Origin of the sequence: Halobaculum sp. P14 (assembly GCF_051195155.1) — an archaeon.
Classification (GTDB): domain Archaea; phylum Halobacteriota; class Halobacteria; order Halobacteriales; family Haloferacaceae; genus JBNTKA01.
This window is the reverse complement of the sequence record NZ_JBNTKB010000003.1, coordinates 20,131-42,649: the sequence shown is the minus strand read 5'-3', so window position 1 is coordinate 42,649 and position 22,519 is coordinate 20,131. Positions and strand designations below refer to the sequence as shown.

General features: G+C 71.3%; 25 protein-coding genes and 1 tRNA gene. 14 read left to right on the top strand and 12 right to left on the bottom strand.

Annotated features, from left to right (window positions below; translation table 11 throughout):
• Positions 1 to 50 precede the first annotated feature (50 nt).
• Complete coding sequence (locus tag ACQUS7_RS07290) at positions 51 to 1,295, top strand: adenosylhomocysteinase (protein WP_435145981.1); 1,245 nt, start codon at positions 51 to 53, stop codon at positions 1,293 to 1,295.
• Between the two features lie 29 nt (positions 1,296 to 1,324).
• Here ACQUS7_RS07290 and ACQUS7_RS07285 read toward each other — a convergent pair whose 3' ends face one another.
• Together ACQUS7_RS07285 and ACQUS7_RS07280 are read right to left on the bottom strand one after the other, a co-directional pair.
• A complete protein-coding gene (locus ACQUS7_RS07285) occupies positions 1,325 to 2,383 on the bottom strand; it encodes an AIR synthase family protein (protein ID WP_435145979.1) in 1,059 nt (352 codons plus the stop codon).
• An 84-nt stretch (positions 2,384 to 2,467) separates the two neighbouring features.
• On the bottom strand, positions 2,468 to 3,913 hold the full coding sequence (locus ACQUS7_RS07280; protein WP_435145977.1) for an ASPIC/UnbV domain-containing protein: 1,446 nt from the start codon (positions 3,911 to 3,913) through the stop codon (positions 2,468 to 2,470).
• A gap of 204 nt (positions 3,914 to 4,117) precedes the next feature.
• On the opposite strand from ACQUS7_RS07280, the gene ACQUS7_RS07275 reads away from it, so the two are divergent.
• Positions 4,118 to 4,516, top strand: a complete 399-nt coding sequence (locus ACQUS7_RS07275) for a hypothetical protein (protein ID WP_435125514.1) — start codon at positions 4,118 to 4,120, stop codon at positions 4,514 to 4,516.
• Positions 4,517 to 4,586: 70 nt separating this feature from the next.
• On the opposite strand, the gene ACQUS7_RS07270 is transcribed toward ACQUS7_RS07275, so the two are convergent.
• The 3 genes from ACQUS7_RS07270 to ACQUS7_RS07260 form a co-directional block, all read right to left on the bottom strand.
• The gene (locus ACQUS7_RS07270) at positions 4,587 to 5,684 is read right to left on the bottom strand and encodes a glycosyltransferase (protein WP_435145975.1); all 1,098 of its coding nucleotides are present in this window, start codon (positions 5,682 to 5,684) and stop codon (positions 4,587 to 4,589) included.
• A gap of 136 nt (positions 5,685 to 5,820) precedes the next feature.
• On the bottom strand, positions 5,821 to 6,903 hold the full coding sequence (locus tag ACQUS7_RS07265; protein WP_435145973.1) for a glycosyltransferase family 4 protein: 1,083 nt from the start codon (positions 6,901 to 6,903) through the stop codon (positions 5,821 to 5,823).
• A 139-nt stretch (positions 6,904 to 7,042) separates the two neighbouring features.
• Positions 7,043 to 7,543: a gamma carbonic anhydrase family protein gene (locus ACQUS7_RS07260; protein ID WP_435125509.1), complete on the bottom strand. Its 501-nt coding sequence runs from the start codon at positions 7,541 to 7,543 to the stop codon at positions 7,043 to 7,045.
• An 88-nt stretch (positions 7,544 to 7,631) separates the two neighbouring features.
• Between ACQUS7_RS07260 and ACQUS7_RS07255 the strand changes: the two genes are divergently transcribed.
• The 3 genes from ACQUS7_RS07255 to ACQUS7_RS07245 all read left to right on the top strand — a co-directional run bounded on the left by ACQUS7_RS07255 (position 7,632) and on the right by ACQUS7_RS07245 (position 9,244).
• On the top strand, positions 7,632 to 7,928 hold the full coding sequence (locus ACQUS7_RS07255) for a ribonuclease P protein component 4 (protein ID WP_435125506.1): 297 nt from the start codon (positions 7,632 to 7,634) through the stop codon (positions 7,926 to 7,928).
• Between the two features lie 147 nt (positions 7,929 to 8,075).
• The gene (locus tag ACQUS7_RS07250) at positions 8,076 to 8,324 is read left to right on the top strand and encodes a YhbY family RNA-binding protein (protein ID WP_435125504.1); all 249 of its coding nucleotides are present in this window, start codon (positions 8,076 to 8,078) and stop codon (positions 8,322 to 8,324) included.
• Positions 8,321 to 9,244 carry a mechanosensitive ion channel family protein gene (locus ACQUS7_RS07245; protein WP_435145970.1) on the top strand — a complete coding sequence of 308 codons (924 nt, stop codon included), beginning with the start codon at positions 8,321 to 8,323 and terminating at the stop codon, positions 9,242 to 9,244. The genes ACQUS7_RS07250 and ACQUS7_RS07245 overlap by 4 nt, the downstream gene beginning before the upstream one ends.
• 131 nt (positions 9,245 to 9,375) lie before the next feature.
• Here the strand turns inward: ACQUS7_RS07245 and ACQUS7_RS07240 are convergent, their stop codons facing one another.
• Positions 9,376 to 10,521, bottom strand: coding sequence for an acyl-CoA dehydrogenase (locus ACQUS7_RS07240; RefSeq protein ID WP_435145968.1), 1,146 nt, complete (start codon positions 10,519 to 10,521; stop codon positions 9,376 to 9,378).
• Between the two features lie 236 nt (positions 10,522 to 10,757).
• On the opposite strand from ACQUS7_RS07240, the gene ACQUS7_RS07235 reads away from it, so the two are divergent.
• Positions 10,758 to 11,834: a phytoene/squalene synthase family protein gene (locus ACQUS7_RS07235; protein ID WP_435125498.1), complete on the top strand. Its 1,077-nt coding sequence runs from the start codon at positions 10,758 to 10,760 to the stop codon at positions 11,832 to 11,834.
• Between the two features lie 13 nt (positions 11,835 to 11,847).
• Here ACQUS7_RS07235 and ACQUS7_RS07230 read toward each other — a convergent pair whose 3' ends face one another.
• Positions 11,848 to 12,414: an NUDIX domain-containing protein gene (locus tag ACQUS7_RS07230; RefSeq protein ID WP_435125496.1), complete on the bottom strand. Its 567-nt coding sequence runs from the start codon at positions 12,412 to 12,414 to the stop codon at positions 11,848 to 11,850.
• A 201-nt stretch (positions 12,415 to 12,615) separates the two neighbouring features.
• On the opposite strand from ACQUS7_RS07230, the gene ACQUS7_RS07225 reads away from it, so the two are divergent.
• Positions 12,616 to 12,810, top strand: a complete 195-nt coding sequence (locus ACQUS7_RS07225; protein ID WP_435125493.1) for a DUF1918 domain-containing protein — start codon at positions 12,616 to 12,618, stop codon at positions 12,808 to 12,810.
• Between the two features lie 413 nt (positions 12,811 to 13,223).
• A complete protein-coding gene (locus ACQUS7_RS07220) occupies positions 13,224 to 13,919 on the top strand; it encodes a response regulator transcription factor (protein ID WP_435125490.1) in 696 nt (231 codons plus the stop codon).
• A 46-nt stretch (positions 13,920 to 13,965) separates the two neighbouring features.
• Here ACQUS7_RS07220 and ACQUS7_RS07215 read toward each other — a convergent pair whose 3' ends face one another.
• From ACQUS7_RS07215 to ACQUS7_RS07205, 3 genes are all read right to left on the bottom strand, one after another.
• Positions 13,966 to 15,120, bottom strand: coding sequence for an acyl-CoA dehydrogenase family protein (locus ACQUS7_RS07215; RefSeq protein WP_435125488.1), 1,155 nt, complete (start codon positions 15,118 to 15,120; stop codon positions 13,966 to 13,968).
• Between the two features lie 173 nt (positions 15,121 to 15,293).
• Positions 15,294 to 16,517, bottom strand: coding sequence for a pyridoxal phosphate-dependent aminotransferase (locus tag ACQUS7_RS07210; RefSeq protein ID WP_435145964.1), 1,224 nt, complete (start codon positions 16,515 to 16,517; stop codon positions 15,294 to 15,296).
• Entirely contained in the window at positions 16,514 to 17,005 is a 492-nt protein-coding gene (locus tag ACQUS7_RS07205; RefSeq protein WP_435145962.1) for an Lrp/AsnC family transcriptional regulator, read from the bottom strand. The genes ACQUS7_RS07210 and ACQUS7_RS07205 overlap by 4 nt, the downstream gene beginning before the upstream one ends.
• A 197-nt stretch (positions 17,006 to 17,202) precedes the next feature.
• Between ACQUS7_RS07205 and ACQUS7_RS07200 the strand changes: the two genes are divergently transcribed.
• Both ACQUS7_RS07200 and ACQUS7_RS07195 read left to right on the top strand, forming a co-directional pair.
• Positions 17,203 to 17,628 (top strand): EamA family transporter, encoded by a 426-nt coding sequence (locus ACQUS7_RS07200; RefSeq protein WP_435145960.1) that lies wholly within the window; start codon positions 17,203 to 17,205, stop codon positions 17,626 to 17,628.
• Positions 17,629 to 17,733: 105 nt separating this feature from the next.
• Positions 17,734 to 18,294, top strand: a complete 561-nt coding sequence (locus ACQUS7_RS07195; protein WP_435145958.1) for a thioredoxin family protein — start codon at positions 17,734 to 17,736, stop codon at positions 18,292 to 18,294.
• 30 nt (positions 18,295 to 18,324) lie between these two features.
• Here ACQUS7_RS07195 and ACQUS7_RS07190 read toward each other — a convergent pair whose 3' ends face one another.
• Both ACQUS7_RS07190 and guaB read right to left on the bottom strand, forming a co-directional pair.
• On the bottom strand, positions 18,325 to 18,786 hold the full coding sequence (locus ACQUS7_RS07190) for an RNA-binding protein (protein WP_435145956.1): 462 nt from the start codon (positions 18,784 to 18,786) through the stop codon (positions 18,325 to 18,327).
• A 197-nt stretch (positions 18,787 to 18,983) separates the two neighbouring features.
• Positions 18,984 to 20,468 carry an IMP dehydrogenase gene (guaB, locus tag ACQUS7_RS07185; protein WP_435125473.1) on the bottom strand — a complete coding sequence of 495 codons (1,485 nt, stop codon included), beginning with the start codon at positions 20,466 to 20,468 and terminating at the stop codon, positions 18,984 to 18,986.
• Positions 20,469 to 20,735: 267 nt separating this feature from the next.
• Between guaB and ACQUS7_RS07180 the strand changes: the two genes are divergently transcribed.
• From ACQUS7_RS07180 to ACQUS7_RS07165, 4 genes are all read left to right on the top strand, one after another.
• Positions 20,736 to 20,948, top strand: a complete 213-nt coding sequence (locus ACQUS7_RS07180; RefSeq protein ID WP_435125472.1) for a hypothetical protein — start codon at positions 20,736 to 20,738, stop codon at positions 20,946 to 20,948.
• A 1-nt stretch (position 20,949) separates the two neighbouring features.
• Entirely contained in the window at positions 20,950 to 21,873 is a 924-nt protein-coding gene (locus tag ACQUS7_RS07175) for a DUF5794 domain-containing protein (protein ID WP_435145954.1), read from the top strand.
• Between the two features lie 120 nt (positions 21,874 to 21,993).
• Positions 21,994 to 22,218, top strand: coding sequence for a DUF5795 family protein (locus ACQUS7_RS07170; protein ID WP_435145952.1), 225 nt, complete (start codon positions 21,994 to 21,996; stop codon positions 22,216 to 22,218).
• 57 nt (positions 22,219 to 22,275) lie between these two features.
• A tRNA-Trp gene (locus tag ACQUS7_RS07165) sits at positions 22,276 to 22,452 on the top strand.
• Positions 22,453 to 22,519 lie beyond the last annotated feature (67 nt).

Sequence of the window (22,519 nt, the reverse complement as noted above, 5' to 3'; positions counted from 1 at the left end):
GCTCGCAGCAGCCCGCAGTCTTACCACGGAACCGTGCGTACGCCCCGTCGATGAAGGAGGTGGAGCTCACCGGCCCGGAGGGCGCGGACCCGCTGGCGTGGACGCGCGAGTCGACGCCGCTGCTCCGCGGACTCGCCGACGACCTGCGGCGGGCGGAGCCGTTCGCGGGGATGACGGCGGCGGTCGCGTCGCATCTCGAACCGAAGACCGGGGTGTTCATCGAGACGGTCGCGGCCGGCGGCGCGGACGTGCTGTTCACCGGCAGCGACCCGGACAGCGGCCACGAGGCCGTCATCGACCACCTCGACGACCAGCCGGGGCTCGAAGCGTTCGCCGCCGAGGGGATGACCGAGGCGGAACTGGACGAACAGCACCACCGGCTGCTCGACCGGGAGCCGGACCTGCTGTTCGACGACGGCTGCGTGCTCGCCGCGAAACTGCACGACAGCCACGGCGACGCGCTCGACTCGGTGGTCGGCGTCGCCGAGCAGACCACGTCCGGCGTCCACCGGCTCGAAGCGATGGCGGCCGACGACGTGCTCGCCGTGCCGGCGTTCGCCGTGAACCACACGCCGATGAAGCGCCGGTTCGACAACGTCCACGGCACCGGCGAGTCCGCCGTCTCGAACGTCCAGCTCACCGCGAACCGCATCGTCTCCGGGGAGACCGTCGTCGTCGCCGGCTACGGCCACGTCGGCCGCGGCGTCGCCGAGAAGGCGCGCGGAATCGGCGCGCACACCGTCGTCGTCGAGGTCGACCCGCGGAAGGCGCTCGAAGCGCACATGGACGGCCACCGGGTCGCGTCGATGGCCGACGCGGCCGCCGACGGCGACGTGTTCGTCACCGCCACCGGCGTCAGGGACGTCGTCCGCGAGGAGCACTTCCGGGAGATGCACGACGACGTGCTGCTCGCGAACGCCGGGCACTACGACGTCGAAATCGACGTGGACGCCCTCCGCGGCCTCGCCGAGTCGACGTCGACGCCGCGCGCCGGCGTCACCCGGTTTCACCTGCCGGACGGCCGCCGGCTGAACCTGTTCGCCGAGGGGCGCCTCGTGAACCTCAGCGGCCCGTACAGCCAGGGCCACCCGGCCGCCGTGATGGACTCGACGTTCGCCATGATGACGGTCGCCGGCCGCGAACTCGTCGAGGCCGACCTGTCGCCGGCGGTCCACGCCGTCCCGGACCGGCTCGACCGCGAAGTCGCCCGGAAGAAAGCCGACGCCGTCGGCGTTCCCGTCGAGGACCGCACCGACGAACAGGCCGCGTACCTGGATGACTGGCGGCGCGAGTAAGAGCGCCGTGAGCCGCAGCCGTCCGGCCGTTATCGCTGCCCGCTGAGCGCCTCGTACGCCGCCCACGACTCGTCCTCGGCGGGCGGTTCGACGCGGTCGCCGTCGACGTAGACGCCGCTGCCGGCGGAGACGTCGCCGACGACGGCGGCCGGCGTCCCGCGGTCGGTCAGCGCCGAGACCACGGCGTCGGCGGCGCCGGGGCGCACAGTGACGATGAGCGTCCCGGACGTCGTGCAGTTCCACGGGTCGAGCCCGAGCGCCTCGCAGGCGGCGACCGCGCCGGGGAGCGACGGGACGGCGTCGGCGTCGACGTCGAACCGGACGCCGGCGGCGCGGGCGGTTTCACAGAGCGCGCCGCGGAGGCCGCCCTCCGTGGCGTCGTGCATCGCGGTGACGCCGCCGGAGTCGCCGTCGGAATCGGTCGACGCGGCGCGGCCTGCGTCGGCGGCGGCGAGCGCGTCGCGGACGACGCCGACCTCGTCGAGGCAGGCCTGCGCGTCCCGCAGCGTCGACTCGTCGAGCGACGCGAACGCCTCGGGGTACAGCGTCGCGAGCAGCCCCGCGGTCTCGACCGCCGGGCCGTTCGTGACGACGACGCGGTCGCCCGGCCGGGCGCCGTCGGGCCGGACCAGGTCGTCGTGGTCGGCGACCCCGAGCACCGTCGCGGCGCCGACCCACGGGTACGACGCGGCCGGGTAGCGCGCGGTGTGGCCGGTCGCGACGGCGACGCCGAGGTCGGCGCACTCGTCGCTCATCGCGGTCCACAGCGCCGCGAACTCATCGTCGGTGATGCCGGCGGGGAGCGCGAACGACGGGCAGATGTGGGTCGGCGCGACGCCGGCGACGGCGACGTCCGCGAGCGCGAACGCCAGGGCGAACCGGCCGGCGCGCTCGAAGCCGAGGTCGGGGAGCACCGACAGCGGGTCGGTCGCGGCGACGAGCGCGCGGCCGCCGACGTCGAGGACGCCGAAGTCGACGCCGTGCTGCGGGCCGAGCGCGACGTCGTCGCGGTCGGCGCCGAGGTTCGGGTACACCACGTCGTCGAAGAAGCCCCGGTCCGCCTTGCCGAGCCGGTCGCCGTCGTCCATACCGGCGCTCCGGTCGGCGACCGCAAAACGGTGGTGATAGCGGCCCGGACGCGCCGCGAACGGCGTCCGTCGCCGCCGGCGCCGTCAGAACCGCGGCGCCATCGGGTGAGGAATCTCGTGTTCCCGCCGCGGCGTCGGCGCGGACAGCTCGGTTTCGCGGCCGTCGGGCCACCGAACCGTGGCGCGCTCCGGGGTGGCGTCGCCGAGGCCGAAGTGGGCGACCGGCTCCATCTGGCAGAGGTAGCCGGAGCCGGCGCAGACGACGCGGGTCTTCGTCCACGCGTCGGTTTCGAGGGTGACCGCGGCGCCGCGCGCCGGGGCGCCGTACTGCGTCGTCGGCCGGATTCGCAGCCAGTCGCCGTCGCCGTCGGCGCCGAACAGCGTCAGCGGCTGCGCGGCGAGTTCGCCGTGCACCAAGAGGAGTTCGAGGCTGCCGTCGCCGTCGACGTCGGCGACGGCGGCGCCGGTGCCGAGCCCGCTCGGCTCCGCGGCCGGCCCCGCGTCGATGCGGGTCCAGCCGCCGGACGCGCCGTCGGTGTCCGCAGCGTCGGGGGCACCGGCGGTGGTGGCGTCCGCGTCGACGGGGCGTTCGCGGCGGAACAGCCTGTTTTCGGCGCCGATGGCGTGAACGAACAGTTCGTCGCGGCCGTCGTTGTCGAAGTCGGCGGCGACGACGGTGCGGACGCGGGTCGGCGCGGCGAACGCCGGCGGCGCCGCGTCGACGAAGCGGCCGCCGTCGGCGGGACCGCCGTCTGCGTCCGGCGTGAACAGCCTGCTCGGCCCCTCCCAGTTGCCGCAGGCGACGCCGCCGTCGGCGTAGGTGACGCCGCGCGCGTCGCCGTCCGGGTCGTCGACGCCGGCGGCGGCGGCGACGTCCTCGAAGTGCCCGCGGTCGTTGCGGAACAGCCGGTTCGGGCCGCGTTCGACGCCGACGAACAGGTCCATGCGGTCGGAGACGACGGGGCCGGCGAGCAGCGACCGGCCGCAGGCGTCGACGTCGAGGCCGACGGCGGACGCCATGTCCGAGAGCTCGCCGTCGTCGCCCAGCTCGTAAAACCGCGAGGGCGCCCCGTAGGAGGCGACGAAGACGCCGTACCGGCCGGTGCCGTAGCGGTCGAGCGCGGCGACCGAGCGGCCGGCGCGGAAGTTCCCGCGGTCGGCGTTGACGCCGAGGCCGAACAGGTCGCGCCACCGGGCGCCGTCGGCGTCCGGGAAGCCGTCCACCGGGTCGAGCAGCAGGTCCGTATCGCGGGTGTGCCCGCCGAACTCGTCGGTGTTGTGGACGTACAGCTCCTCGTCGCCGTCGGCGTCCAGGTCCGCCGCGGCGACCCCGATGGCGTGGCGGCCCGGGTCAGCGACGGCCGACGACGCGACGTCCCGGAGGGCGCCGTCGCGCCACGTCAGCAGCCGGTTCTCGTCGCCGTAGCCGGTCACGAGGACGCAGGGCCCGTCGACGCCCGGCGTCACGGCCGCGCCGTAGCCTCGGTGCGGCGTTCGGTCGGCGACGTCCGCGGACCGGTCCGTGAACACGCAGCGACCTCAGGGGTCGACAGGGAAGAACACACGGATTGTGACAGCCACCCGGTCTGCGCCGTCGACGCCGACGAACCGGGCGGCCAGCCGAGGGGTCGAGGCGCAGCGCGGGGCGGCGAGCAGGGGTGAGTGGTGGTGGTTCGGGCGGCGGCGAGCGGTGGAGAGACAACCCTTTTCGGGGCTCCGCACAAACCGGGACGCATGGCAGACGACGAGCCCGAGGAATCCGAGTCCGAGTCCGGAGAGGAGGAGAAGTCGTTCCGCGAGCGCGTCGAGGAGATTCGCGAGCGACGCGAACAGGAGCGCGAGGAGGGCGAAGGCGGCGCCCCGAGCCCCGAGGAGATGATGGGCGGCGGAGGCGGCGGCGGCATGGGCGGCGGCAACCCGTTCGCGCAGATGATGGGCGGCATGATGGGCGGCGGCGGAGGCGGCCCCGGCGGCATGGGCGGCGGTCCGCCCGGGATGGGCGGCGGCCCCGGCGGCGAAGAGGAGAGCGCCGGCAACGAGGAACTCGTCCGCGAGGTGCGTCAGCTCCGCGACGAGGTCCGCGACGTGACCCGGCAGCTGCAGCGCATCGCGCAGGCCGTCGAAGACGACTGACGACGCGGCGTCGCGACCGGCCACCGCGGCTGCCGGCTGCGACCCGCCGAACCGCACCCACTTTTGCTGCTCAGAGGCCGTCGTAGACGTCGCCGAGTCGGTCGACGGCGTGTTCGACGCTGACGGCGTCCCGTCGGTCGAGACAGTTCGTCGAGAGCCGGTCGCGTTCGGCGAGCGTCCGGTCGATGGCGTCCGCGAACGCGGCAGAGTCCCCCGGCGGGAACCGGTAGCCCGTGACGCCGTCGACGACCGTGTCCGAGAGCGCGCCGGCGTCGACGCCGACGACCGGCGTGCCGCAGGCGTTCGCCTCCAGCGCGACGAGCCCCTGCGTCTCGACGGGCGACGGGAACAGGAACGCGTCGAGCGACGAGTAGAACGCCGGGAGGTCCTCCCGCGGCAGGAAGCCGAGGAACCGGGCGTCGACGTCGTGTTCGGCGGCCGCGGCTTCGAGCGCGTCGCGGGCGGGGCCGTCGCCGCCGAACACGAGCGTCGCGTCGGTGTCGGCGGCGGCGACCGCCGGGATGATGTCCGGGAGTTCCTTCTCGAAGCCGTGCCGGCCGGTGTAACCGACCAGCGGGCCGTCCGGGAGGCCGTACGTCTCGCGGAAGCCGGCGTCGTCGACCGGGCGGAAGGTGTCGACGTCGACGCCGTTCGGGACGACCTCGATTCGGGTGTCGACGCCGATATCGCGGAGGTGGTCGCCGGCCGGGTCGCTCGGGACGACGACGGCGTCCGCGCGGGCGAAGTAGAGCCGCTCGTAGCGCTTCGCCGCGCCCTCGATGGCCGTCGCCGCCGGGCCGCCGGCGAGGTAGTCGGCGTACTCGGCCGTCGGGGTGTGGTAGGAGGCGACCAGCGGCGCGTCGATGCGGCGCGACAGGTACAGCGCCGACAGGCCGAGCGCGAACGGGGTGTGCGCGTGGACGACGTCGGCGTCGCGGACCGCCGACGGGACGCTCGGGACGGCCGCCCGGAACCCCTCGTAGAACGGGAACCGGACGCTGCGCGCCGGGTGCTCGCCGGACTCCGGGTCGTACTCGTCGGTGCCGGGGTAGACCACGTCCATCCGGCCGCCGCGGTCCTCCCACCGCTCGCGCCACGTCTGGATGGTGTAGGTGACGCCGTTCACCGTCGGCAGATACGTGTCGGTGAAGGCGGCGACGGTCTGCATTCACTCCAGGTTTTCAGAGCGGGAGGTAATGCCTTGCGTCTTCGCGGCGCGCGACGGCTCCGGCGGCGCGAACGGCGAACGGAAAACGGTGAACGGCGAAGCGGCGAACGGCGGCCCGCGCGGCGCGTGTCGGTCGTCAGGCGTCGTCGAGCAGTTCCGCGTAGGTGTCGACGAGGCGGTCGCCGACGCGGTCGAGGCTGTGTTCGGCGGCCGTCTCGCGGGCGTTCGCGCCGAGCCGCTCGCGTTCGTCGGGGTCTGCGGCGAGCCGGTCGAGCGCCGCCGCGAACTCGTCTTCGTCCTCGCAGAGCACGCAGTCGTGGCCGTCCTCGAAGTACTCGCGGAACACCGGGATGTCCCGGAGGACGCACGCCTTCCCGCACGCCATCGCCTCCAGCACGACGATGCCCTGGTTCTCCTCTTTCGTCGGGAAGAAGAACACGTCGCCGGCGCCGAACGCGCCGGGTTTGTCGTCGACCCAGCCGGTGAACGTCACGTTCTCCGGCGGGTCGCTCGTCCACTTGCGGACCGTCGGCGACGCCTGCGGCCCGGAGTCGACGGTGCCGAACCAGACGAAGTCGTGGTCGAGCCGCTCGGCGACCCGGCAGAACGCGGTGAGGCCCTTCCGCTCGAAGACGGAGCCGACTGCGAACACGACGGTCCCGTCGAGGTCGAACCGGTCGCGGTACTCCTCGCGGAGCGCCTCGTGGCCCGCGACGGAGCCGTGGTCGACGCCGTTCGTCATCGCCCGAATCGGCGCGTCCACCGGGTAGTCTGCGAGCTGGCGCTTCGTGTACTCCGACGGCGTGAGGACGAGGTCGGCCTGCGAGTAGAACCACCGGAGGTAGCGGCGGAGCGCCGGCGCGACGGCGTTCGACCCGCGGAAGCTCTCGCGGAAGTCCTCGCTCGTGACGTGACAGTGCAGCACGAGCGGCCGGCCGTGCCGCTTCGCGTGCCGCGCGACCGCGACGCTCCCCGGGCCGATGAGGTTGCAGTGCGCGACGTCGTACTCGCGGAGCGCGCCGTCGCCGGCGAGCGCGCCGCCGACGCCGCCGAGCAGCCCCGAAACCGGGCCGTCGCCGCGCCACGGCGACTCCACGACGTCGACGTCGGCGCCGGCGTCGCGCGCCCGCCGGAGCGCCTCGACCTGCTGGTCGTGCGCCGTCCCGATGCCGGCGCGCTCCAGCCGCGACTCCAGTTCGAGGTAGTTCAGGACGCGCACGGTGTGTCTGCCGCGGCGTTCTCGTCGTCCGGCCTTGAGGCTGCTGGATTGGCGCGGGCAGCGGCGACGCGCCGGCGGCGGCCGCGGTACCCACGTCGACCGCGGTACACCCGCGTCGGCCGCACCGCGCCGCAGTCGGTCACTCCAGCCGCTCGGACGTCGCCTCGTACCGGTCGGCGAGTTCGGCGTAGTGCTCGGCGGTCGCCCGCGTCGCGGGGTCGTCGAGCTCCAGTTTCGGCTCGGCGGGCGCGCCGACGACGAGCGTCTCCGGCGGCACCTCGGTCCCTTCGGTGACGACGGCGCCGGCGCCGACGACGGCGTCTTCGCCGACCTCGGCGTCGTCGAGGACGACGGCGTTCATGCCGACGAGCGCGCCCTCGCGGACCGTGGCGGCGTGGACGACCGCGCTGTGGCCGACCGTGACCGCCGGTTCGAGGACGGCGTCCTCGTGCAGCACGGCGTTGTCCTGGACGTTCGCGCCCTCGCCGACGACGATGCGGCCGCTGTCGCCGCGCAGCGACGTGTTCGGCCAGACGCTCGCGTCCGCCTCAACGACGACGTCGCCGATGACGACCGCGGCGTCGTCGACGTACGCCGACTCGGCGACGTCCGGTTCCGTCCCGTCGAACGAACGTAACACGGCCACACCTCCGAGGGAGTCCGCCTTGAAGCTGCCTCTCGCGACCCGCAAGCGCTATCCGGCGGCGCCGCCGACGCGTAGAGACGAGATGGCTGACATCGCGGAGGAGCGCATCGACCGGCTCGCGGAGCTGTCGCGGGAGGCCGTGAAGGGCGGGGAGCCGGAGCGTGCGAAGGAGTACGTTCGGCTCGCTCGCCGCCTCGCCGAGCGGCACCGCTGCGGCGTGCCGCGTCGGTTCGAGCGGTTCACCTGCGACCGGTGTGACGCGTTTCTGGTCCCCGGCCGGAACTGCCGCGTCCGGCTGCAGGAGGGAAGCCACGTCGTGATTCGGTGCGGCTGCGGCGCGACCGCTCGGTACCCGTACCGGCCGGAACGCAGCGCGTGAGTCGAGCCGGCTCGGCGGCGTCGCCGTGAGCCGCAGCCGCCGCGACGGTGACGTGCAGTCGACCGCAGTCCGCCGTGAACGCCGAATCCCCGCGGCTCCGACCGGCGAGGGTAAAGTTTCAAACCGCCGCCCGCGGAACAACTGTGTATGACTGACCAGGACCTGCGGAAGCGGGCACACGACCTCGACGTCACGGTGTGGGTCGGGAAGAACGGCGTCGACGCCGTGGTCGACGAACTCGACGACCAGTTGAAAGACGCCGACCTCGTGAAAGTGAAGTTCCTCCGGGCGGCCCGCGGCGGCACCGACGTGGACGAACTCGCCGCGGACCTCGCCGACCGCGTCGACGCCGACCTCGTGGAGACCCGCGGTAACACGGCCGTCGTTCACAGATGAGCGTGCTGCTGCAGGCGACGGAGACGCCGACGACGTCGCGGAACGCGAACCCGTCGGAGCCGGTCGCGGCGTTCCTCCGGAGCCTCGGCGTCCCGGTGGACATCGCCGCGGTGCTCGGCGCAGCGCTCACGTTCCTCATCGTCCTCGTCGTGTTCTACGTCGTCGGCCGCACGTTCGTGATTCCGCTGGTCGACCGGGTGCTCGACCGCCGCGGCCTCGAGCCCCACGCGAAAAAGCCGCTGAAGAAGGTCGCGAACGTCGCCGTCGTGTTCGTCGGCGTCGCCGTCGCGTTCGGCTTCGCGGGCTACGGCGACTTCCTGCAGTCGCTCGCCACCATCGCGGCGGCGGCGACGCTCGCCATCGGCTTCGCGCTGCAGGACGTCATCAAGAACTTCGTCGCCGGCGTCTTCATCTTCACCGACCGGCCGTTCCGCATCGGCGACTGGATCGAGTGGGACGGCAACTCCGGCATCGTCGAGGACATCTCGTTCCGGGTGTCGCGCGTCCGCACCTTCGACAACGAACTGCTGACCGTCCCGAACTCCCATCTCACCGACGGCGTCATCAAGAACCCGGTCGCGAAAGACACGCTCCGGCTGAAGTTCGTGTTCGGCATCGGCTACGACGACGACATCGACGCCGCCACCGAAATCATCGTCGAGGAGGCCGACCGCCACCCCGACGTCCTCTCGGACCCGGCGCCGTCCGTCCGGCTCACCGAACTCGCCGACAGCTACGTCGGCCTGCAGTCGCGCGTCTGGATCGCGAACCCGTCGCGCGCCGACTTCGTGAAGACCCGCGCCGAGTACGTGAAGAACGTCAAAGAGCGGTTCGACGAGGAGGGCATCGAAATCCCGTTCCCGCAGCGGGACCTCTCCGGCAGCGTCGAACTCAACACGCCCGCAGAGTTCTCCGAGTAGCGCGGCGTCGCCGCCGCGCCGACCGCTCCGCGGCTGCTCGCGGACGATTCGCCGACCGCTCAGCGACTACCCGGCGACGTTCGCCGACCACTCGGTGACTGTTCGCCGACCGCTCGGTGATTGTTCGCCGACTACTCGTCGAGGACTTCGCTCGCGATGGTGTTCCGCAGAATCTCGCTGGTGCCCTCGTATATCTCGTTGAGCTTGGCGTCCCGGTAGTACCGCTCCACCGGGAAGTCCTTCGTGTAGCCGTAGCCGCCGTGAATCTGGATGGCTTCGTTGGCGACTTCGCGGCTCACCTCCGAGGCGTACAGTTTCGCCTGCGCGGCCTCCTTGATGAACGGCTGCCCGCGAATCTTCAGGTCCGCGGCCTTGTGCATCAGCAGCTCTGCGGCCTGCACCTTCGTGTCCATGTCCGCGATCTTGTGCTGGATGGACTGGAACTGCGAAATTGGGCCGCCGAACTGCTCGCGTTCGGTCGCGTAGTCGGCGGCGGCGTCCAGCGCGGCGCGGGCGATGCCGACGCCGCGGGCGGCGATGGTGATGCGGCCGCCGTTCAGGGTTTTGAGCGCCTGCACGAAGCCGTCGCCCTCGTCGCCGAGGAGCCGGTCCTCGGGGAGCCGCATGTCGTCGAACCGGAGTTCGGCGGTCGGACAGCCCTTGTCGCCGAGTTTGTGCTCGGTGCCTTCGACGATGAAGCCGTCGTCCTCCTCGGGCCGCACGACGAACGACGAGATGCCTTTGTTGCCGGCGTCCGGGTCGGTCTTCGCGAACAGCGTCACGGTGTCCGCGACCGAGCCGTTCGAAATCCAGAGCTTCCCGCCGTTCACGACGTACTCGTCGCCGTCTCGCTCCGCGGTCGTCTCCATCGCCGGGACGTCGGAGCCGGCGCCGGCCTCCGAGAGCGCGAACGCGCCGACGTCGTCGCCTTCGGCGAGCGGCGTCAGGTACTCCTGTTTCTGGTCCTCGTCGCCGAAGGCGTACAGCATGTTGCCGGCGAGGGACGTGTGCGCCGCGACGACCGTGCCGAGGCCGCCGGAGCCGCGCGAAACCTCCGCGAGCCCGATGGCGTAGCTGTGGTAGTCGAGGTCGGCGCCGCCGTACTCCTCCGGGAACGGCATCCCCATGAGGCCGAGCTCCGCCATCTGGTCGACGAGGTCCGCCGGGAATTCGTCGGTCTCGTCGATTTCGGCCGCCCGCGGGACGACCTCCTCGTCGACGAACTCGGCGACGACGTCGCGAATCTGCTGCTGCTCCGTCGACAGTCCGAAATCCATGTCCGTGTCTGCGGCCCGCCAGGATTAGGAGTTTCCGGTGGGTCGGCGGCGGGCCGGTCGAACGCCGCGGGCCGGGCAGCCGGAGGTGGCAACTCGCTGAACTACCGTCTGCGGCGGCGCTGACGCGGCGAGCGACGCGGTGAGTCGGCGTCGACGCCGCCGTTCGTGACAGCGGCTCGACAGCCAGTCGCCCCGCACCACTTTTTAACCCTGCTTCCGTAGACACGTTCATCCGAATGTCCGACGCCGACCGCCCCTCCGTGAACGACCCCGGCGCCGACCTCGCGTGGTGTCACGACGCAGTCCAGGGCGTCTCACGGACGTTCGCACTGACCGTAGACGTGCTCGACGAGCCGATGTCGTCGTACATCTGCCTCGGCTACCTCGTCTGCCGCATCGCCGACACGGTCGAGGACACCGACCGCATCCCGCCGGACGAACAGGCCGAGCTGCTGCGCACCTACGACGCCGCGCTCGACCCCGACGACGACACGACCGCCGCCGACTTCCGCCGCGACATCGACGACCACCTGCCGCCGGCGGACGACCGCTCGGCCGACTGGGAGACCGTCGACGAGGTCGAGCGGGTGTTCGCGACGTTCGAGGCGTTCCCCGAGGACGTCCGCGCGGCCGTCGTTCCGCCGGCGCGCGAGATGGCGACCGGGATGGCGACGTTCGTCGAGCGGTACGCCGACACCGGCGGGCTCCGCATCCGGACCCGCGAGGAGCTCGAAGAGTACTGCTACTACGTCGCCGGCACCGTCGGGAACCTCATCACGAACCTGCTCACCCGCGGCGACGTCCGTGACGAGCGCGCCCGCCGGCTCGCCGAGACCGCCGAGGAGTTCGGGCTGCTGCTCCAGCTCGTCAACGTCGCGAAGGACGTCCACGACGACTTCGAAGAGGAGAACAACGTCTACCTGCCCGCGGAGTGGCTCGCCGAGGAGGACGTCCCGCAGGAGGCCGTCACGGACCCGGAACACCGCGACGGCGCCGCGTCGGTCGTCGGCCGCACCGCGTCGTTCGCGCGGAGCTGTCTCGACGACGCCCAGACGTACCTCGAACACGTCCCGCTGGTCGACGGGAACACGCTGCAGGCGTGGGCCATCCCGTTCTTGCTGTCGGTCGGGACGCTCCGGGAGCTGTCGGCGCACCCCGAACGCGCGGTCAACGGCGAGGGCGTCAAGGTGAGCCGCGAGGAGGTGTTCGCCGTCGTCACCGCGATGTCCGACCACGGCCGCGGGTCGCTGCCGGAGCTCCGCGAGTCCATCGCCGCCCAGCCGTTCCACCGGGCGCCGTCGACCGCGGACTGACGGCGCGGCGCGGCTACGCGAACCCCTGTTTTTCGCGCCACGCCTGGAGGTCGGCGCGGTCGCGCGTGTCGGCCGGGAGCGTCGAGAACCACGACGCGGCCGAGATTTCGTCGTCCGGGTCGCGCACCTCCGGCGTCGCGTCCGGGTCGGCCTCAGCGGCGAACACCGGGAGGACCCCCCACAGTTCGTGGTCGTCGCACGCGACGGCGACGCGGTTGCAGATGGCGAGGCCGTCGTACTCCGCGTCGACGCCGGCCTCCTCGGCGAGTTCGCGTTCGGCGGCCTCACGGAACGTCTCGTCGTCGCGGACGCCGCCGCCGGGGACGACCCACTTGTCGACGCCGTCGTGCCGGACCAGAAGCAGGTCGCCGTCGGACCGGTAGACGACGGTGTGCGCGCCGAACGGGGCGCCGGTCCGCTTCACGCGGTCGGCGAGCGTCCGGAACCGGGCGCGCGAGACGGTCCTGCTGCGCTCCCACCTGAGGTAGTCGTCGTACTCCGCGTCGAGGCGGTGGGCGGCGCGCTCGGCTGTCTGCCGCGCCTCGTCCGCGAGGAACCAGAGGTCGTCGAGCCCGGTCATGGCGGCGGCGTCGCCGGAGGGTGGTCGGTCGGCTGTACTGGACGCATACGTTGCGGTTCGTTCCGGCCGGAAAAAGAGGCTTCGACGCCGGCGGACTCCGCCGCCGGACGGACAGAGTGCCGAGCGGAGTGCCGGGGCGCGCCTCGGGCCGTGCCGACGCCTTTCAGCGGCCTTTTGTACGGCGGCCGTAAAGCGGGAGGTATGACCGAGTTCGACAAGGAGGACCGAGTCGTCCTGCACGACGAGCACAGCGAACACGACGGCGAAACCGGGACCGTGACGCAGGTCATGGAGACGATGTTCGGCGACGCCACCTACACGGTCAGCTTCGAGGAGGGCCAAGAGCAGGGCGTCCCCGCCGACCAGCTCGAAGCCGCCGACGAAGACGAAGAGTAGCGCCGCACCGCGCTTTTCCTGCCCGTCCGAATCCGTCGGAGCGACGCCGCCTCGCGGACCGGCGTGGCGCAGTTCCGCAGACCGGCAACAGCGGCGCAGTTCCGCAGACCGGCAACAGCGGCGCAGTTCCGCAGACCGCGCAGCGACCCGTCCCGTAAACGGAACCGACGTCGTCACCGTGCGGTCGTCCGACCGACGGCGGACGCGTCTCGGAGTCGGACAGTGGTGCCGGTAATTCTGTACGGACTGACCCGGCGAGGGACATGATTTACGTACCGGGAGGGGAAGGAGACACGTGATGGAAGGGCGAAGCGAACAAGGTCGGTTGCTGCGGGCCGGCGTCGGAGCGACGCCCAAGGGGTATCTTGATATGTCCCGGTCTGTCAGAACCGTACGAACCGCCCCGCCGTATCATGAGTGAGAAAGGCCCTGCGTCGACCGACTCGCCCGTCGTCCTCGTCGTCGAGGACGAACCGGACCTCGCGAACCTCTACGCCGCGTGGCTCGGCGACGAGTACACAGTCCGCACCGCCTACGGCGGCCGCGAGGCGCTCGAACAGCTCGACGACGACGTCGACGCCGTCCTCCTCGACCGACGGATGCCGGGGCTGTCGGGCGACGAGGTGCTCGTCGCGGTCCGCGACCGCGGCATCGACTGCCGCGTCGCGATGGTCACCGCCGTCGAGCCGGACTTCGACATCGTCGCGATGGGGTTCGACGACTACCTCGTCAAGCCGGTGACGCGGGAGGCGCTCGTCGACACCGTCGAGGGGCTGTTGCGCCGCAGCCAGTACGACTCCCGCGTCCAGGAACTGTTCGCCATCGCCTCGAAGAAAGCCGTCCTGGAGTCCGAGAAGGGCCGGACAGCGCTCGAGAACTCCGAGGAGTACCGCGAACTCGAAAACCGGGTGAAGGAGCTCCGCGAGGAGCTCGACCAGACCGTCGACGAACTCGGCGACCACGGCGACTTCGAGCGCATGTTCCGCGACATCGGCACGGACGCCGAGGAGGCCGACGGCGAGGACGCGGAGACGGACGGCGAAGACGGCGACAAAGAAAGCGAGGGCGACGAGGACAGCGAAGACGGCGGCCCGACGTTCGACTTCTGAGGCGACCGAACCGAATCGCGGTCGCGAATAGGACTGGCGTGCGGCGTTACGGACCGTTCTCGCGCAGTTCGCGGGCGATGATGTTCTTCTGTATCTGCGTGGTGCCCTCGTAGATCTGCGTGATCTTCGCGTCGCGGTAGAACCGCTCGACGTCGTGGTCGTTGACGAAGCCGGCGCCGCCGTGCAGCTGGACGGCAGTGTCGGCGACGTCGACGGCGACGCGGGAGGCGTACTCCTTCGCCATCGACGCGAGCCGCGTGAGCTTCTCGGCGTCGTTGTCGACGCTCCACGCCGCCTCGTAGGTGAGGTTCCGGGCGGCGCGCAGGTCGGTGAACGCCTCGGCGAGTTCGTGTTGCACCGCCTGGAACTCGGCGACCGGGCGGCCGAACTGCTCGCGTTCCTGCGTGTACTCGAGGGCGCGCTCGGCGGCGCCGCGGGCGATGCCGACGCCCTGTGCGGCGACTGCGGTCCGGGTTTCGTCGAAGAACTGCATCTGCTGGGGGAACCCCATGCCGCGCGACCCGACGAGGTTCTCCTCGGGGACGCGGACGTCGTCGAACAGCAGCTCCGCGGTGTCGCTCGCGCGGATGCCGAGCTTCCCGGTGATCTTGTCGGCCTCGAAGCCGTCGCGGTCCGCCTCGACGACGATCTGGGAGAAGCCGAGGTACCGGTCGTCCTGGTCGGGGTCCGTCTCGCAGAGCACGACGAAGTGGTCGCCGACGGAGCCGTTCGTGATCCACATCTTGGTGCCGTTGATGACCCACTCGTCGCCGTCCTTCTCGGCGCGCGTCGACACCGACGACACGTCGGAGCCGGCGTGCGGCTCGCTGATGGCGGCGCCCATGACGGCGTCGCCCTCGCAGACCGGGCGGAGGAAGCGTTCCTTCTGCTCGTCGGTGCCGAACGCGACGAGCGCCTCCGAGCCGAAGCCGGCCGAGGAGACGCAGAGGCCGATGCCGGGGTCGACGGCGAACAGCTCCTCCGTGATGAGCGCGAGTTCGAAGGCGTCGTAGCCGACGCCGCCGTACTCGACCGGCGCGTGCGGCGCCAACAGCCCCATGTCGGCCGCCTTCTCCACCACCTCCGTCGGGTAGGACTCCTCGGCGTCGTGTTCGGCGGCGACGGGCGCGATTTCGTTCTCCGCGAACCGCCGGACCTCCTCTTTGAGCTGTCGTTGCTCGTCGCTGAGCGCGAACTCCATGTGAACAGATCACGCGGCGGTCGTCGTAAGTCCGGTGGAACGCTGAACATCGAGTCAGCGGTTGTTCGGCCGCGGACGGCTCCGCGTCGGCTCCGGCGACGTGCGTTCCGCGGCCGCCGTCGCCGCGCCGGTTCCGGGAACGGACGAACCGCGGCCGCCGTCGCAGCGTCGCCTCAGTCCCCGCGGTCGTCGAGGAACGCTTCCAGCCGCGCGGTCGCCTCCTTCAGGCCGTCCATCGACGTCGCGTACGACAGCCGGAGGTGGCCGGCGCCGGTCTCGCCGAACGCCGACCCGGGGACGGCGGCGACGCCGGCCTCCCGCAGCAGCGTCTCCGCGAACGCCTCGTCGTCGCCGTCGGGGTGGACGTCGGTGATTCTCGGGAACACGTAGAAGGCGCCGCCGGCGTCCGCGACGTCGAGGCCGAGTTCGCGGAGCCGGGACGTGAGGTAGCGCCGCCGCCGGTCGTACTCGCGGCGCATCGACGCGACCTCGTCGTCGCAGCGCTCGATGGCGGCGACTGCGGCGTGCTGGGCCGTGGTCGGCGCCGACAGCATCGCGTACTGGTGCACCTTCGTCATCGCCTCGACGGCGTCCGGCGGCGCCATCGCGTAGCCGAGCCGGAGCCCGGTCATCGCGTACGCCTTCGAGAAGCCGTTGACGACGACGGTGCGTTCGCGCATCCCGGGCCGAGTCGCGACCGACTCGTGGTCGCCGCCGTAGGTGAGCGCCGCGTAGATTTCGTCCGACAGCACCAGCAGGTCGTTGTCGACGCAGAACTCCGCGACCGCGTCCATCTCGTCGGCGGACATCGTCGCGCCGGTCGGGTTGTTCGGGTAACACAGCACCAGCGCGTCGGCGTCGTCGGCGCCGGCGTCCCGGAGGGCCTCCGGGGTGAGCGACCAGTCGTCGTCGTGGTACGTCGGCACCGTCAGCGGGTCGCCGCCGGCGAACCGGACGCCTGGCTCGTACGACACGTACGTCGGCCCGGGGAGCGCGACGGTGTCGCCGGGGTCGACGAACGCCCGCAGCGCGAGGTCGACGGCCTCGGACGCCCCGGTCGTCACCAGGATTTCCTCGTCCGGGTCGTAGTCGTGGCCGTACCGGGCGACGCGCTCGGCGACGGCGCCGCGGAGTTCGCGGGTGCCGCGGTTCGCGGTGTAGCTCGTCTGGCCGCGTTCGAGCGACTGGATGGCCGCCGACCGGGCGGGCCACGGCGCCGTGAAGTCGGGTTCGCCGACGCCCAGCGAGATGACGTCGTCGCGGGTCTCCGCGATTTCGAAGAACTTCCGGATGCCCGATGGCGCGACCTGCGTGACGCGGTCGGCGGGCGTGAACCGGCTGCCGGCCGCCTCGCCGACGCCGGCGCCGTCGGCGCGGCGCGGTGGGTCGCCGGTCATGGCGTCACTGAGAGCCGGTCGTCGTCGCCCCCGTCGGTGAACGGGACGCCGCGCTCTTTGTACGTCTCCATCACGTAGTGCGTCACCGTCTTCGTCACCGCCGGCAGCGGCGCGACCTCCTCGGAGACGAACCGCGACACCTCGCCCATCGAGTCGGCGGAGACGTGGACGGCGAAGTCGTAGTCGCCGGACATGAGCCGGAGCGAGTCGACGTAGCCGGACTCGGCGATGCGGCGTGCGACGTCGTCGTAGTCCGTCTCGCGGTCGAGCTGGACGTTCACCTCAACGATGGCGGCGACGCGCTGCTGGTCCGTCCGGTCCCAGTCGATGAGCGCCGCGTAGCCGCGGAGGACGCCCGCCGCCTCCAGTTCGTCGAGGCGTGCTTCGACCTCCGCCTCGTCGAGGTCGGTCTGCCGTGCGAGGTCCGCGGCGGACTCGCGGGCGTTCGCGGCCAGGGCGTCGAGCAAGGAGCGCGTCTGCTCGTCCATGGTTCCGGGTATCCGCCCCCGGGGAAAGCGGTTTCGCCCGGCGCAACTGTTCGGCCCCGACGCGACGACCGGGTGGACGCGGGGCGGGGACGCCGCGGACGCCGCGCCGCGTGCGACGCCGCTGTCCGGCGCGGCTGTGCGGCGCGGCTCCGGCCGACTCCGAACGGCTTTCAGTCGTCGCCGTGGACCACGAACCGATGAACTACCTCCCGTGGGCCGTCGTCGCCTTCCTGTCGTACTCGATGGTCGCGCCGCTGATGCGGGTCGCGACCAGCGGAACGAACCCGATTCCGAGCAACGTCGCGGCGCTCGTCGCGAACGTCGTGCTCGTCGTCGCGACGTTCGCGGTCATCACCGTCAGCGGCGAGGGGCTGATGACGTACCTGGACGACCCGAAGATCGGCTACGTCGTCGCCGCCGGGTTCTGTCTCGCGGTCGGCATCCTGTCGTACTACCGGGCGCTGTCGATGGGGCCAGTGTCGCTGGTCGCGCCGGTGTTCGCGATGTTCTTCGTCGCCTCCGCCGCCGTCGGCATCGTCGCGCTCGACGAGCCCGTCACGGCGCGGAAACTCGCCGGCATCGCGCTCGCCGCCGTCGCCGTCGTCCTCGTCGCCGGCGAATAGTTCTGTGACGGCGAACAACCGAGGCGGCGTCCGGCGACTGTCCGGACTGGCGCCCGGTGACCGGTCGGCGAGAAGGTTTTCGTGCGCTCGAACGAACACGGCGGTATGGTGTTGACCGAGTCCGACTCGGAGCTCGGCCGCGGCGACGCGGCGCCGGAGTTCGAACTGCCCGGCGTCGACGGCGAACGGCACTCCCTCGACGACTTCGCGGGCAGCGACGCGCTGCTGGTCGTGTTCACCTGCAACCACTGCCCGTACGCGCAAGCGAAGTTCGACCTGCTGAACCGCCTCGCCGACGAGTACGACGACTGCGCCGTCGTCGGCATCAATCCGAACGACGACGACGCCTACCCGGAGGACTCCTTCGAGAAGATGCGCGAGTACGTCGAGTCGGGCCGCGTCGACTACGACGCATACCTCCGCGACGAGTCGCAGGCCGTCGCGTCGGCGTACGGCGCGGTCTGCACCCCCGACCCGTTCCTGTTCCGGAACACCGGCGACGGCTTCGAGTTGGCGTACCACGGCCGGCTGGACGACGCGCTGAACCCCGACGACGAACCGGAGCACGTCTACGTCCGCGACGCCATCGACGCGGTGCTCGCCGGCGACGACGTGAGCCACGACGACATGCCGAGCCGCGGCTGCTCCATCAAGTGGAAGAACTGAGCCGGCGCTCCGGGTCGAACCGAGCCGGCGCTACGCCTCGGCGTCGCGGCGCGGCCCGTCCTCTTCGGCGAGCAGTTCGAGGGTGTCGCGGGCGTTCTCCACGGCCGCCTCGTGTTTCGCCGGGTACGCTTCGACTTTCGCGCGCAGCGTGATTCCCGGGCCGAGACGGGGCTCGCCGCCGAACGCGGCCTGCTTGTCGAGCCGCAAGAACAGCGAGTTGTTCTGGTCGACGCGTTCGTCGAGTTCGGACTGCACCCGGTCGAGTTCGGGGAGCGCCGAGAGCACCGAGAGGACGTGCCGGACGTCGTCGGCGTTCTCGACGCGCGCGGACAGCACGACGATGCGGTCGCCGTGGTGTCCCTCGTTCTCGACGCGCTCCACGTCGTACTCCTCGGGGAGGAACGTCCGGAGCGCGTCCTCTACGCGCTTTTCGTCCTCCGTCGCGTAGCAGAACGCCCGCAGGTCGACGTAGTGGAACGGAATCGCGGCCATTACCGGACGTAGGCGGGTCGCCCTGAAAAGCGTTCGACTCTCGCGGCCCGGGACGCCAGCCGGGAACGCGGGGGATTCGGGCGTCAGTCGACGCCGAACCAGGCTGAGGCTCCGGCGGCGAACGGCTCGACCGAACCGCGGCAGAACGCCGGATGCGACACGACCGGACGCGGCCCGAGGGCGGCCCGAACGCGGCGCTACTCGGGGGTGTAGTTCGGTGCTTCGTCGGTGATGGTGACGTCGTGCGGGTGGCCTTCGGTCTGGCCGGCCTGCGAGACGCGGATGAACTCGGCGCGCTCCTTGAAGCCGGGGAGCGTCTCGGCGCCGACGTACCCCATCCCGGAGCGCATGCCGCCGACGAGCTGGTGGAGTTCGTCGGAGAGCCGCCCCTTGTACGGCGTCGCCGCCTCGACGCCCTCGGGGACGAACTCCTCGTCCTCCTCGGCGTCCTTGAGGTAGCGGTCGCCGCCGCCTTCGGACATCGCGCCGACGGAGCCCATGCCGCGGTACTGCTTGTAGCGCTTCCCGTTCATCGTGATGACGCGGCCCGGCGCCTCGTCGGTGCCGGCGAAGTACGAGCCGAGCATGACGGCGTCGGCGCCGGCGGCGATGGCCTTGATGGCGTCGCCGGAGTACCGGATGCCGCCGTCCGCGATGACCGGGACGCCCTCGGGGGCGGCGACGTCCGCGACCTCCGAGACCGCCGTGATCTGCGGCATGCCGGCGCCGGAGACGACGCGGGTGGTGCAGATGGAGCCGGGGCCGATGCCGACCTTGAGGCCGTCCGCGAAGTCGACGGCCGCCTCGGCGGCCTCTCGGGTGCCGACGTTGCCGACGACGACATCCGCCTCCACGGTGTCCTTGATGGCGCGCGCCGAGTCGAGGACGTTGAGGTTGTGCGCGTGCGCGCAGTCGATGAACAGCACGTCGGCGCCGGCCTCGTCGGCGGCGACGGCGCGCTCCTCCTCGAACGGGCCGACGGCGACGCCGACGAGCAGCGCGCCGTCGTCGTCGCGGGCGGCGTTCTCGTGTTCGCGGCGGGCGAGGACGCCCTGCATCGTGACGAGGCCGACCAGCCGGTCGTCGTCGTCGACGACGGGGACGCGCTCGATCTTGTGGTCGTACATCAGTTCGAGCGCCTCCCGGGCGGTGACGTCCTCGCCGGCAGTGATGACCTCGTCCGTCATCGCCTCCTTGACGGCGTCGGACTCGCCGACTTCGAGGAACGGCCGGATGTCGGTCGCGGAGATGATGCCGAGCACGCGGTCGTCGTCGTCGACGACGGGCGCGCCGGAGACGCCCTCGCGGCCCATCATCGTGTCCACTTCGCTGACGGTCTGGTCGGGGGAGGCCGTGACGACGCTCTCCCGCCGGATGACGAGCTCGTCGGCGCGCTTGACGCGCTCGACCTCCGCGGCGGTCTCCTCGACGGTCATGTTGCGGTGGAGGACGCCGAGGCCGCCTTCGCGCGCCATCTCGGCGGCGAGGTCGCTCTCGGTGACGGTGTCCATCGCCGCCGACAGCACGGGGATGTTGAGTTCGACGTTCCGCGAGACGCGCGTCGACACGTCGGCCTCGTCGGGCTCGACGCGGCTCTCTTTCGGGCGCAACAGGACGTCGTCGAACGTCAGCGCCTCCGGCACCTCCAGTTTCTGCGAGAATGGTCGGTCGTCGTTCGCCATATCAACGGTGCTTGCGCCCACCGCAAAAACGTTGCGAGCGCCGGCGGCTACGCCACGTTCTCGCACGGGACGGCGTCACAGCCGCGCGCGACCGACGACCGGTGCAAAGGTTGCCCGAATCGGTGCCGATGGCCGACTGTTCGACGCCGATTCCGGACGAGAAGTTGAAAATCGATACCTCACTTTTAAATCCCTCCGTCGTTCTTCGTGTGCTGTGCGGCCGTGTCCCACGCAACGCTTATTGTGTCAGTCGAACGTGTTTCGTGTATGGACTCCGAGTCCCGCTACGGTACCGGTACTGTCGGTCAGGTGAGCGTCGACGCCGCGCTCTCCACATTTACCCGGCAGACCAAACCGCAGGGGAACCTCGGAATCGAAGGCCGCTGCTGGCTCTTCGGGTTCGGATTCCGCTCACACGCGCACGCGGACTCGTATCCCGATCGCCGTCAGGCCGCCGGTGAGGCCCGCCCCGCCCGCTGAGATGAGCACCTCACGGCACCCAGTCGCCCTCCGGCTCGAACGGCACGTCAGCGGCCCGACCCGGCTGCTCGCGACCGTGATGGCGCTCCCGCTCGTCGACGGGATCTTCCCGGCGCTCGTCATCGCCGGCGCGCTCACGGTCCCGTTCGGCATCGTCGAGACCGGCGTCCTCATCTTCGGCGGCTCCGCCACCGTCGCGGTCGTCCTCGCCGAGATGGAGGGGACGCCCCGCGAGAACGCCCTGTCGATTCTGCTGCTCGGCGCCGTCCTGATTCCGGTCGCCGCCGTCGAAGCCGCGCTCGCCCAGTCGATACGGACGTTCATCGACCCGGTCGTGTTCCACCGGTTCGCGGCGCTCGTCATCGTCGCGGTCGCCGCGAAGACCGCGAGCGCAGAGATCGGCGAGTACCTGCCGCGTCCCGGCGCCATCATCGGCCTCGGGCTGCTCGCCTCCGTCCAGCCGGCCGGCGCGAAGCTCATCTTCGAGCCGGAACTCGGACTGCTGCTGCGCGCCGCCGCGGCCGCCGCGGTCGGCGTCGGATTCGCGCTCGCCGTCGCGCTCGCCGGCGACCGGCTCCGCGACCACGTCGACATCGACCGGTTCCGGTTCGGCTCCGCCGTCGCGCTCGGCACGCTCGCACTCACCATCGCCAACGTCGGCATCGACACGGAGGCGCCGGTCGCACTCGCCGTGCTCTGCGTCACCGCCGTCTTCTCGTACGACCCGTCACCCGACTCCGCGCCGCCCGGCGCCCCGACGAACGCCGACGGCGTCGCGACCACCGACGGCGGCGCCGACGACCCCGCAGCCGACGCCGCAGTCGACACGGCCGACCCGACTCCCGAACCGAACGCCGGCATCGACCCCGTCGACGCCGACGACGACCAGAGCAGCGACCAGCCGTCCCGCGCACCGTGGCTGTAGCCGGCCGGAACTGACTCGGCCGACCTGGCCGCCACGACCAACCCAGTTGACCCGGTCGGGACTCCGCCGCCGGACGGCGAGACCCGCGAGTTTTAGGCGCCGCGCCGCCACGGAACCCGCATGAGCAACCGCGTCGTCGAAGGCCGCATGGTCACGCCGAAAAAGCTCGCCGAACTCATCGAAGACGGCTCCGTCATGGAAGCCGAAGCCATCGATGACGCCGACCGCGACTGCCCCGACTGCGGCGGCGACGTCCTCCAGGTCGGCTACATGCCGTCAGTCACCGAGTTCGTCACGGGCTACAAGTGCCAAGACTGCGGCTGGAGCGACACCGACCGCGACTGACCGCCCGACACAATCGAAATTCCTTTAGGGTGCTCCGGCCAACGACGAGACGCGAGCGGGGTCGTGGCCAAGCCAGGTATGGCGACTGACTCCAGAGGCAGACCGCCCGGTGACGAACTCCAGACTGATATACCGAGCGACCGACTGATCATCGGCCGCGACGACGACCCTCTGGAGGACCGAGGCGCGACCGGAGATATCAGTCAATCGGGGGTTCAAATCCCTCCGACCCCATCCACATCTTAGCCGTTTCTTATCATTCCCGAGAGGTAACCCTCCGGATAAAACGCCGACCAGCGAC